The 12,045-nt window shown below is 29.5% G+C and carries 5 protein-coding genes; all 5 read left to right on the plus strand.

Annotated features, from left to right (window positions below):
- Window positions 1–81 precede the first annotated feature (81 nt).
- The 5 genes from V7R38_RS12400 to V7R38_RS12420 are packed head-to-tail and all read left to right on the plus strand — an operon-like array spanning window position 82 to window position 11,768.
- Window positions 82–3,345, plus strand: a complete 3,264-nt coding sequence (locus tag V7R38_RS12400) for a VCBS repeat-containing protein (RefSeq protein ID WP_334058892.1) — start codon at window positions 82–84, stop codon at window positions 3,343–3,345.
- A 4-nt stretch (window positions 3,346–3,349) separates the two neighbouring features.
- The gene (locus V7R38_RS12405) at window positions 3,350–3,928 is read left to right on the plus strand and encodes a hypothetical protein (RefSeq protein WP_334058894.1); all 579 of its coding nucleotides are present in this window, start codon (window positions 3,350–3,352) and stop codon (window positions 3,926–3,928) included.
- A gap of 4 nt (window positions 3,929–3,932) precedes the next feature.
- Window positions 3,933–7,178 (plus strand): VCBS repeat-containing protein, encoded by a 3,246-nt coding sequence (locus V7R38_RS12410; RefSeq protein ID WP_334058896.1) that lies wholly within the window; start codon window positions 3,933–3,935, stop codon window positions 7,176–7,178.
- Between the two features lie 2 nt (window positions 7,179–7,180).
- Window positions 7,181–10,408: a VCBS repeat-containing protein gene (locus tag V7R38_RS12415; protein WP_334058898.1), complete on the plus strand. Its 3,228-nt coding sequence runs from the start codon at window positions 7,181–7,183 to the stop codon at window positions 10,406–10,408.
- A gap of 13 nt (window positions 10,409–10,421) precedes the next feature.
- Entirely contained in the window at window positions 10,422–11,768 is a 1,347-nt protein-coding gene (locus V7R38_RS12420) for a vanadium-dependent haloperoxidase (RefSeq protein WP_334058899.1), read from the plus strand.
- The last annotated feature ends 277 nt before the right edge of the window (window positions 11,769–12,045 follow it).

Consider the following 12,045-nt stretch of genomic DNA (forward strand, 5'->3'; position numbering starts at 1 on the left):
TTTACCCTCGTCATATTTTTATATTTCAATCAAATAATCGATTTTTATATCTTTCATATATCAATTTATTTTTATCATTTAATGACTATTAATTATAGAATTTATCTAATACTTCTAATAATTTTTGCCTCTTGTAAAGACGTTAAAAATGATAAATCGCTATTTTTAGAGCAAACCAATTCTGGCATTACTTTTTCTAATGATTTGGCGGTTACAGAAGCTTTAAATCCATATACCTATAAGAATTTTTACAATGGAGGAGGAGTTGCTTTAGGAGATATTAATAATGATGGTTTAGACGATGTTTTTTTTACAGGTAACTTGGTTGATAATCAATTATACTTAAATAAAGGTAATTTTAAATTCGAAAATATTACTGATATCGCTAAAGTTAATTCTAAAGATAGTTGGTGCTCAGGAGTAAGTTTTGTAGATATTAATAATGATGGCTTTCTAGATATCTATGTTTGTAAAGCTGGGCCTCCAAGAGAAAAAAATAGACATAATGAACTATATATTAATAATGGCGATTTAACTTTTACAGAGCAGTCTGCAAAATATGGATTAGATATTACAGGTTTAGCTGTGCAAGCCAATTTTTTTGATTATGATAAAGATGGTGATTTAGACTGTTATTTGTTAAATAACTCAATTCGTTCTGTGGGTAATTATGATTTAATTAAAGACCAACGAAATATACCTTCTGCAAATGGCAATAAACTTTTAAGAAATGATGATGGTTTTTTTACAGATGTTACTAAGGAATCTAACATTTATTCAAGTGCAATTGGTTTTGGTTTAGGAATTACTGTAAGCGATTATAACAATGATTCTTGGCCTGATATTTTCATTTCTAATGATTTCTTTGAGCGCGATTATTTATATATCAACCAAAAAAACGGAAAATTTAAAGAAGAATTAACCAATCAAATGGAATCTATTTCTATGGGTTCTATGGGTGCAGATGCTGCAGATTTAAATAATGACTCTTACACAGATATTATGGTTACAGAAATGTTGCCTAAAAATTTAGAAAGGCAACGTACCAAAACCATTTTTGAGTCTTGGAACAAATATGATGCAGCTGTAAAAAATGAATACCATCAACAGTTTAGTAGAAATGCATTACATCAAAATTTAGGGTCTGGAAAGTTTTTAGAAATTAGCAGATTCTCTAATGTGGCAGCTTCAGAATGGAGTTGGTCTTCATTATTATTTGATGCAGATAATGATGGTTTTAAAGATGTTTTTATCAGTAATGGAATTTATAAAGATCTTTTAGATAGAGATTATTTAAACTACATGGAAGATGGAAAGCGAATTAAGGAAATGATTAAAGATGGCAATGTAATTCAAAATTTAATTGAGTTAATGCCCTCACAAGCTCTTCCAAATTCTATGTATCAAAATTTAGGTGATTTTAATTTTGAAGAAAAAACCAGTGATTGGGGCTTGAACAAACCAAGTTTTAGTAATGGAAGTGCCTATGCAGATTTAGATAATGATGGCGATTTAGATTTAGTTGTAAATAATGTAAACATGCCAGCCTTTATTTATCAAAACCAAACAGATAGTACAAAATATAAAAGTATCACCCTAAAATTAGAAGGAGGTTTAACAAACAAGTTTGCAATTGGTGCAAAAGCAGAAATTTTTTACGATGATAAATACAGTGTTTTAGAAAATTACCCATCAAGAGGTTTTCAAAGCTCGGTAACCACAAACTTAATTTTTGGTCTAGGAGATTCAGATATTATTGATAGTTTAGTAATTACTTGGCCCAATGCATCAATTTCAAAGTATAAAAAATTAAAATCCAATCAGCAATACTCATTTCAACAACCAGAAAAAGAAACTGACCAGGTTGATTCTAAAATCAATTTAAAAGAAGAATACATCTTAAAAGCCGATTCTATTTTTAGTTTTAAACATCGAGAGAATAAATTTGTAGATTTTAACAGAGAACAACTTTTGCCAGAGATGTTTAGTAATGAAGGACCAAACATTGCAAGCGCAGATGTAAATAAAGATGGTAAGTTAGATTATTATATTGGTGGAGCAAAAGGGCAATTAGGGCAGTTGTTTCTTTCTCAAAATTCAGAAAATTTTGAAATTATTACAGCACCTTTTACTGTAAACAAATCATCAGAAGATACAGATGCAGTATTTTTTGATAGTGATAATGATGGTGATTTAGATCTATATGTAACAAGTGGTGGCAAAGCGTATTCTAAGTTCGATTATTTGTTACACGATCGTCTTTATTTGAATGATGGTAATGGTAATTTTACCAAAGCCAAAAACGCATTACCATTCAATCAACCTATAAGTTCATCTACAGTAAGTGTTTATGATTTTGATAATGATGGAGATGAAGATGTTTTTGTAGGTGAACGTTTTAGGGTAGAAGCTTATGGTGTGCCTGTAAGTGGTTATTTGTTAGAAAATAAAGGCGATAATAATTTTATAATTTCAGAGCAAAACGCATTGAATAACCTTGGTTTAATTACAGATTCTGAATGGAAAGACATTAATAAAGACGGAAGAAAAGATTTGATAATTTCAGGAGAATGGATGCCAATTTCTGTATTTTTAAATATCAATGGTCAATTAATTAACAAAACAAAAGAATATAATTTAGACGGTTATTCTGGTTTTTGGAAAACTCTGAAAACTATAGATATTGATAAAGATGGCGATTTAGATATTATAGCAGGTAATAAAGGTGATAATACATTTCTTAAAAATAAGCTACGCATTTATGTGTCCGATTTTGATAATAATGGAAAGGTAGAGCAGATTATTTGTTATGCAAAAGATGGCAAATACTATCCAATTTTAGATAGAGATGAATTAATTTCTCAAATTGTAAGTTTAAAATCTAAGCTTCGTTATTATAAAGATTATGCAAATGCTAGCATGTCTTCAATATTTAACAAAGAGCAATTAAATCAAGCTATAGTTGGAGATATTATGCTTACAAAATCAGCTTTGTTTTTAAATGAAAATAATACATTTACAATGTATGAGTTGCCAAGTAAAATTCAATATTCAAATATTGAGGCTATTGAAACTGTGGATGCAAATAATGATGGTGTTTTAGATATTATATTTGGAGGAAACCAGTATTTGGTAAAACCACAGTTTGGACGTCAAGACGCTTCTTATGGCTGGTTGATGTTAGGTGATGATGCTTATGGTAAAAAATTTGGAAAAATTACTTCTCTGAATGTAAAAGGCCAAATTAGAGATTTTCATAAAACAAAAATTAATAATAAAAATTATATTTTAACCACAGTTAACAACGAAAACTTAGTGTTTTTAAAGATAAATGATAGCAAATAGAACAATGAGAACATTTAAAATTTATAAACTTCTAATTTTTATATTTAGTTTTTTTCTAATCCAATCTTGTCAATCAGATTACACAAAACTGGTTAAGAAAGAGTTGGCGAGTAATAAAAGATACGATTCTATTTTTCACGGCCTAAAGTTTGGGCAAACAAGAAAAGAATTTTATGATATTTGTTGGCAATTGAATAAAGAAGGTGTTGCTACTCATGGCCAGAATAATGATTATGTACAAACTATTTTAGAGCCAAAAGATAGCACACAAGCTACTAAAAGAATGGTAATGTTGTTCTATGCAAGATTTAATGCGTACAACAAAATTACAGCTATGGATATGAAATTCTCGTATTCTGCTTGGGCTCCTTGGAATAAAGATTTACAATCAGATCAATTATTACCTGTAGTTAAAGATACGTTGCTAAAATGGTATCCAGGAAACGAATTTATCACCACAAAGAACAATGCTATTGTAAAAGTAGATGGCAACAGACAAATTCAGGTTAAAATAGAATCAGATAGAGATATTTCTGTGTTAATCGAAAATTTAGAATACAAATACAATTCACTAGTTAAATAAAAGAATGTTAAGAAAACTCCCATTTATTCTACTACTAATAATTTTTGCATGTAATAATGAGCAAAAAGAAAAAACACAATTCGAGTTATTACCTCCAGAAGTAACTGGTATTAGCTTCGAAAATAACTTAGAATCTACCAATGATTTTAATGTGTATAAATATCGAAATTTTTATAATGGTGGAGGTGTAGCTATTGGTGATATCAATAATGATGGTTTGCAAGATGTGTATTTAACCTCAAATTTATCAGATAATAAGTTATACTTAAATAAAGGTAATTTTCAATTTGAAGATATTTCTGAAACTTCTAAAATAGTAGGCACAAAGGCATGGTCTACAGGTGTTTCTATGGTAGATATAAATGCAGATGGTTTTTTAGATATTTATGTTTGTAATTCTGGTGATGTTCAAGGAGATAACAAACAAAATGAACTATTTATCAATAATGGAGATTTAACCTTTACAGAAAGTGCAGAGGAATATGGTTTGGCAGATTTAGGCTTTTCTACACATGCATCTTTCTTTGATTATGATAAAGATGGAGATTTAGATGTATACCTTTTAAATAACTCTTATCAAGCTATTGGAAGTTTTAACCTTACCAAAAACGAAAGACCAAAAAGAGATGTTTTAGGAGGTGATAAATTTTTCGAAAACAGAGATGGAAAATTTGTAGATGTAAGTGAAAAAGCAGGAATTTATGGTAGTGTAATTGGTTTTGGTTTAGGAATTACAGTTAGCGATTTTAATAATGATGGTTGGGAAGATATGTATATTTCTAACGATTTTTTCGAGAGAGATTACTTGTACATCAATCAGCAAAATGGTTCTTTCAAAGAGCAGTTAACTACTTCAATTAATTCAATTAGCGGTGCATCTATGGGTGCAGATGCTGCAGATATTAATAACGACGGTTTTAATGAAATCTTTGTAACAGAAATGTTGCCAAGCGAATATGAAAGATTAAAAACAGTAACCACTTTTGAAGATTGGAACAAATACCAATACAATCTAAAAAACGATTATTATCATCAGTTTACCAGAAACATGTTACAGCTAAATAATACAGATTTAACCTTTAATGAAATAGGTAGATTTAGTGGTGTAGAAGCATCAGATTGGAGTTGGGGTGCCATCTTTTTTGATATGAATAATGATGGTTTAAAAGATTTATTTATCGCAAACGGAATTTATAAAGACCTTACGGATCAAGATTATTTAAGATACGTATCAAACCAAGAAATTATTCAATCTATCGTTACTAATGACAAGGTAGATTATAAAAAACTAATTGATATTATTCCTTCTAATAAGGTAAAAAATCATGCATACCTAAATCAGGGAAATTTAACATTTGAACTAACACAAAATGGTTTAGATACCAAAGGCTTTTCTAACGGTGCTGCTTATGGTGATTTAGATAATGATGGTGATTTAGATCTTATTGTGAATAACGTAAATATGCCATTGTTTGTTTACCAAAACAATGCAGAGAACACGCATTTTTTAAAAGTAATTTTAAAAGGAGAAGGAGTTAACAAAGATGCTATAGGAGCTAAATTAGAATTAATTAATGATACAGAGCACTATTTTCTAGAGCAACAACCTGTAAGAGGTTTCCAGTCTTCTATGGATAATAGACCAAATTTTGGTTTTATAAACCCTGGTGAATTGTCATTAATCGTTACTTGGCCTTCAGGTAAATCTACTTTCGTTAGTGATTTGCAAGCAGATCAAACAGTAACATTATTCGAAAAAGATGCTACAGATGCAGTAGCACCTTCAAAGTTTAATGATATACTGTTTACGAAAGCAGAAAATGTTTTAGATTTTAAGCATAAAGAAAATAATTATGTAGATTTTAATGTAGAACGTTTGTTGCCTTTTATGAGAAGTACTGAAGGCCCTAAAATGAGTGTTGGAGACGTCAATAACGATGGTAAAGATGATATTTTTATAGGAGGTTCTAAAGGAAAAACATCTACCTTATTTTTACAAAAGGACAATAATTTTGTACAACAAGAGAACGAAAGTTTCAAACTACAAAGAGCTGCAGAAGATGCAGAGAGCATTTTGTTTGATGCAGATTCAGATGGTGATTTAGATTTATATGTTTGTAGTGGAGGTATAGAAACTACAAAATTTAGTGCAAACTATTTAGATAAGTTGTATATAAATGATGGTTTAGGTAATTACACCTTGTCAAAACAAAAATTGCCTACCAAACAAGGTTACCATAGTTCTAGTACAGTTACAGTTGCTGATGTAGATAATGATAATGATTTAGATCTGTTTGTAGGTGAAAGAGCAATACCTAATTCTTATGGAGTACCAGGTTCAGGTTTTTTATTACTAAATGATGGTAAAGGAAATTTTGAAAATTCAAACACAAACGTCTTTAAGGATTTAGGAATGATTACTGATGCTTTATTTATCGATATAAATAAAGATGGTTTTGAAGATTTAGTGGTGGTTGGCGAGTTTATGGGAATTCATGTTTTTCAGAACAAAAACGGCGTATTCTCTAAGTTGCAAAATCATCCACTTGCAGAATTAAAAGGATGGTGGAATACTTTAGAAAAAGCAGATTTAGATAATGATGGAGATTTAGATTTGGTACTAGGAAATCATGGTTTAAATAGTAGATTTAAGGCCAGTAAAGAAAATCCTATTCAATTGTTTGTTAATGATTATGATAAAAATGGATTCTTAGATCCAATATTATCATTCACAGGTGAAGATGGTAAATTGTATCCTTATGCACTTCGTCATAATTTAGTAGATCAGCTAAAATATTTGAGTAAGAAATATCCAGATTATCAATCATTTAAAAACGCATCAATAACAGATATTTTTACAGAAACACAGTTGCAGGAGAGTACAAAGCTAGAGGCAAATACATTAAGTTCTTTAATAGTAATTAACCAAGGAGATTTTAAGTTCGATGTTTTAAATTTACCTTTAGAAGCGCAACTTTCTCCAGTTTATGCAATAGCAATATCCGATTTTGATAATGATGGTGATCAAGATATTATTTTGGGTGGTAATTTAAATGGAGTAAAACCAGAATTTGGTAGATATGATGCCTCATTTGGTACTTATCTAGAAAATAATGGAAACCTAAATTTTGAATTTTATAAGTCTGGAAAAGGGTTAAAAGTAAAAGGTCAAATAAGAGATTTTAAAATTATTAACAATCAATTATTTATTACTAGAAATAATGATTCTATAAACGTTTACAACTATTAATTATGATTAAAAAATTAGGTTTAATAACGTTACTTGCTCTAATTGGCTGTTCTCAAAATAAAGAGAATAAAGATTCAAAAAATAAACTTGACACTCAGTTTAAAGAAGTTAAAGCTAGCTTTTCTGGTGTTGATTTTTCAAATGAATTATCACCAAAAGGAGATTTAAATATTATTGAATATCTATATTATTACAATGGTGGTGGAGTTGCTCTGGGTGATATTAATAACGATGGTTTAGACGATATTTACTTTACAGCCAATCAAAAAGCAGATAAATTATACCTGAACAAAGGAAATTTAAAGTTCGAAGACATTTCTTTAGCCGCTAATATTAGTAAAGAAAATACTTGGTCTACAGGAGTAACAATGGTAGATATCAATAACGATGGTTTGCTAGATATTTACGTTTGTAAAGTGGGTAATTACAAAAGCTTACAGGCTAAAAACGAACTGTACATCAATCAAGGAAACAACAACTTTAAAGAGCAAGCCAAAGAATATGGTTTAGATTTTTCTGGATTTTCTACACAAGCTTCTTTCTTTGATTATGATAAAGATGGTGATGTAGATATGTATCTTTTAAATCATTCTGTACATTCTACATACTCGTATGGAAATAAAGAGTTAAGAAATAAAAGTGATGTTTTAGCTGGTGATATTTTGTTTGAAAATCAATCAGAAAAAGGCGAAATTAAATTTAAAGATGTAACCAAAGACGCAGGTATTTATAACAGTGCTTTGGGTTATGGTTTGGCAATTACAACAACAGATGTAAATCAAGATGGTTTTATCGATATTTATGTTGGGAACGATTTTCATGAAAATGATTATTTATACATCAATAATGGCGATAAAACTTTTACAGAATCTAGTGAAACTTACTTTAATCATACTTCTAGATTTACAATGGGTGTAGATTCTGGCGATTTAAATAATGATACAAAACCAGATATTATTACTCTAGACATGATGCCTTACAAAGCAGATGTATTTCTAAAATCTGGAGGTGAAGATTCAGATAAAGTAAATGAAATTAAAAAGTCTTTTGGCTTTCAGCAGCAATATTCTAGAAATCATTTGCAATTAAATCATGACACTTATTTTAAAGATGTAGCTCTTTTTACAAATACACATGCTACAGATTGGAGCTGGTCTCCTCTTATTTTAGACTATAATAATGATGGTTTAAATGATATTTACATTACAAACGGAATATACAAAAGGCCTAACGATTTAGATTACATCAATTATATCAGTAACGTCGATTTTGCAAAGTACACAGAAACTTTGCAAGATACTTTAGAGCAAAAGTTAATAGATGTAATGCCTACTTTGAAACTTCAAAATGTGTTGTTTACAAATAAGGGCGATTTAAAATTTAATAAAAGCAAACAAAATTACTCAGAAACCTATTCTAATGGAGCTGCTTATTCAGATTTAGATTTGGATGGAGATTTAGATATTGTTGTCAATAATATAAATGAAAAGGCAACAATTTTAGAAAATAAATCAGAAGATAGAAATTATATTTCTTTAAATATTTTTGAGGAAAATAAAGGTTTAAATTCAAATGGAACAAAGCTTTATTTGTTTGCTAAAGGAAAAACATTTTACAAAGAACAGCATACTGTAAAAGGCTTTTTATCTAGTTCTACTCGAAAAGTACATTTTGGTTTAGCAGATATCGCAAAAATAGACTCCCTTCAAATTATTTGGAGTGATAATACTAAGACCGTCTTAAAAGACCTTGCTGTAAATAAAGAACATGAGGTTGTAAAGAAACAAACATCAGTTTATTCTTACAATAAAGTTGATAAATCTCAACCTCAAGAATTTTCGTATCAACATAAAGAGAATACTTTTTTAGATTATGAAAAAGAAGGTTTAATTCCAGAAAAATTATCTACAGAAGGGCCTTCTTATGTGCAAGCAGATTTTGATGGAGATGGTTTAAAAGATCTTTTTATAGGAGGTGCAAGAAACCAAGAGCCAGTATTATTTATGCAAAATGCAAAAGGAAATTTTACTCCAAAAGAATTGCCCATCTTTAAAGAGGATGCTATGTACGAAGATGTAGATGCAATTGCCTTAGATATAGATAATGACAATGATTTAGATATTTACGCTTTAAGTGGTGGAAGTGATTACGAAGAGGGAGATCCTTTATTAGAAGATAGAGTTTATATTAACGATGGTCAAGCCAACTTTACGAAATTGAATGCAACGCTTTTAGCAACAAATGGCGGTTCTGTTTCTTCTTATGATTATAATAATGATGGTTTACAAGATTTATTTATAGGCAGTAGATCTATTCCAAATGCTTATGGTTTATCACCTTTTAGCTACATTTTAAAAAACACTGGAAACAACAATTTCGAAATTCAGTTTAAGAAAAGATTCGGAATGATTACAGACAGTAAATGGGCCGATTTAAATAATGATGGTTTTGTAGAACTTATTCTTGCAGGAGACTGGATGCCAATAACTGTTTGGTCTATCAATAAAGAGGGTAATTTAGAAAATAAAACAAAAGAATTTGGTTTAGAAAACACCAATGGAATGTGGAATGTTATTGATTTAAAAGATTTAAATAACGATGGTAACTTAGATATTTTAGCAGGGAATACAGGTCAAAATTTTAAATGGAAGGCTAGTGTTGCAAAACCAGTAACGATGTATGTAGATGATTTTGACAAAAACTACAAAATAGACCCAATCATTTTTTACGACTATTTTGGAACAAACGTACCTTTTGCAACTAAAGAAAAACTTATTCAGCAGTTACCAATAATCAAGAAAAAGTTTTTAAAATATGCTACTTTTGCAGAGGTAAATTCTATTGAAGATTTAGAGTTAAAAGAAGAAAAAGATATTTTAACCACTAAAACCCTTTTTGAATTACGTTCTATGGCATTTATAAATGATGGTAAATCATTTCTAAAATTTCCTTTACCAAAAGAAGCTCAGTATAGTACTATTGAAGATTTTTATATCAATGGAAATCAAATTTATTATACTGGTAATTTTGATGGTTTTGTAACGGAATTAGGTAAAAGTAGTTCAAATTCAGGAGGTTCGTTTCAATTTGTAAATGGTGATTTCACCAATAATAAATCGTTACAACTTCCAACAAATTTCTTTGGTAGAAAAATAATTCCGATTAAAAAAGATAGTTTGTTAGTGCTATCTAATAATGGGCAATCGTTCATTACAAATACTAATAAATAAGAGTAATAGATGTATGAGTAATTTATTAAAAAACGTTTTAAAAACAGTAAAGTTCGTTTTTGTGATTGCAGTTTTCTATAGCTGTAATACTTCTAACGAACCTATAAATATTTCAGCAGAAGATTATCATGCTTCAGTAGATCAAGTATCTCAAATAATGATTCATGATATCTTTTCTCCTCCAGTAGCAAGTAGAGTTTTTGCTTATCCAAATATAGCTGCTTACGAAATTATGGTACAAGAAGATAGTGTATATTCATCTTTAGCAAATACTGTTACTGGTTTAAAAGCAATACCTAAAGCAAATAGTGATGTTCCAATTAATTTAAAATTATCAGCACTAATTGCTCATATGGAAATTAGCAAAATGTTGGTTTTTTCGGAAGATAAAATTGATATTGTAAAAGATTCTTTATTTGCAAAGTGGGAAAACAGCAATAAGAAAGAATTTCTTGCGTCTAAAAATTACGCATCAGAAGTAGTAAAACATGTAAAATCTTGGATGGATAAAGACAATTATAGCCAAACAAGAACCATGGAAAAATTTACTGTAGATACAGACGATCCTTCTCGTTGGCAACCAACACCTCCTGCATATATGGAAGGTATAGAACCTCATTGGAATAAAATAAGACCATTTCTGTTAGAAACTGCAGACCAGTTTAAGCCTATTCCACCGCCAAAATTTTCTTTAGATAAAGACTCAGATTTCTATAAAGAATTATTAGAAGTATATACAATTAGCGAAGAAATTACGAAAGAAGGTGATACATCAGAAGAGATTGCAATTGCTCAATTTTGGGACTGTAATCCTTTTGTATCAGTAACTAGAGGTCACTTTATGTTTGCTACAAAGAAAATTTCTCCAGGTGCTCATTGGATTGGAATTGTAAAAATTGCAGCAAGAAAAACCGATGCAAATTTTATGGAAACTGTAAATGCATACACTAAAACCTCTTTAGCTATAGCAGATGCTTTTATTAGTTGTTGGGATGAAAAATACAGAAGTAATTTAATTCGTCCAGAAACATTAATCAATCAAAATATAGATCCAGATTGGGTGCCAATTTTACAAACACCACCTTTTCCAGAATACACAAGTGGACACTCTGTAGTCTCAGGAGCAGCGTCAACCGTGTTAACCTCAATTTTTGGTGATAACTTTGCTTTTGATGATGATACAGAAGTACCTTTTGGATTACCAATTAGAAGTTTTGATTCTTTTGCAGATGCTGCAGATGAAGCTGCAATTAGCAGAATGTATGGAGGTATTCATTATAGAGCTGCTGTAGAAGTGGGAGTAGAACAAGGTAGAAATGTAGGTTCTTATATTACTCAAAAGTTAGCTGTTACAAATTAAAGTTATAAGAGAATTTATAATTTAGAAAAGGTCTTATTCAGTAAAAAATGAATAAGACCTTTTTAGTTTAAGTTTATTTAGAAATTAAATATTAAATTGAAACGATTTAGAAAGCATCTAAATCGTTTTCGGTGTTTCAATTTAATTTTATTTTTAATTAATTCTGATTTATAATAATAATTAAATAGATTGCTGATACACGCTTAATTAACTAATACTTGTAACTCGTTTAAAAATCAGCTTTATTGATAAAATAATGAGTGTTTATAAAGGCCAA

The sequence above is a fragment of the Polaribacter sp. P097 genome (genome assembly GCF_036864555.1).
In the GTDB taxonomy this organism is placed as follows: domain Bacteria; phylum Bacteroidota; class Bacteroidia; order Flavobacteriales; family Flavobacteriaceae; genus Polaribacter.

Bases quoted from the DNA above. Each gene is read 5' to 3' on its own strand.
- V7R38_RS12400 (WP_334058892.1), top strand. From the start codon at position 82: ATGACTATTAATTATAGAATTTATCTAATACTTCTAATAATTTTTGCC.
- V7R38_RS12415 (WP_334058898.1), top strand. From the start codon at position 7,181: ATGATTAAAAAATTAGGTTTAATAACGTTACTTGCTCTAATTGGCTGT.
- V7R38_RS12405 (WP_334058894.1), top strand. From the start codon at position 3,350: ATGAGAACATTTAAAATTTATAAACTTCTAATTTTTATATTTAGTTTT.
- V7R38_RS12410 (WP_334058896.1), top strand. From the start codon at position 3,933: ATGTTAAGAAAACTCCCATTTATTCTACTACTAATAATTTTTGCATGT.
- V7R38_RS12420 (WP_334058899.1), top strand. From the start codon at position 10,422: ATGAGTAATTTATTAAAAAACGTTTTAAAAACAGTAAAGTTCGTTTTT.